1 rRNA gene is annotated in these 370 nt (G+C 51.9%); it reads right to left on the bottom strand.

Going from position 1 to position 370, the window contains the following annotated elements:
- A 16S ribosomal RNA gene (locus tag N6G83_RS54605) occupies positions 1–370 on the bottom strand; the annotation flags it as partial.

The following is a 370-nucleotide window of genomic DNA, read 5'->3' as shown; positions in this document are numbered from 1 at the left end:
ATCCGGACTACGACATACTTTATGAGGTCCGCTTGCTCTCGCGAGGTCGCTTCTCTTTGTATATGCCATTGTAGCACGTGTGTAGCCCTACTCGTAAGGGCCATGATGACTTGACGTCATCCCCACCTTCCTCCAGTTTATCACTGGCAGTCTCCTTTGAGTTCCCGGCCGAACCGCTGGCAACAAAGGATAAGGGTTGCGCTCGTTGCGGGACTTAACCCAACATTTCACAACACGAGCTGACGACAGCCATGCAGCACCTGTCTCAGAGTTCCCGAAGGCACCAAAGCATCTCTGCTAAGTTCTCTGGATGTCAAGAGTAGGTAAGGTTCTTCGCGTTGCATCGAATTAAACCACATGCTCCACCGCT

It is taken from the genome of Serratia sp. PL7 (assembly GCF_945957435.1).
The sequence above is the reverse complement of the archived record's forward strand: the minus strand, read 5'-3'. Positions and strand labels throughout refer to the sequence as shown.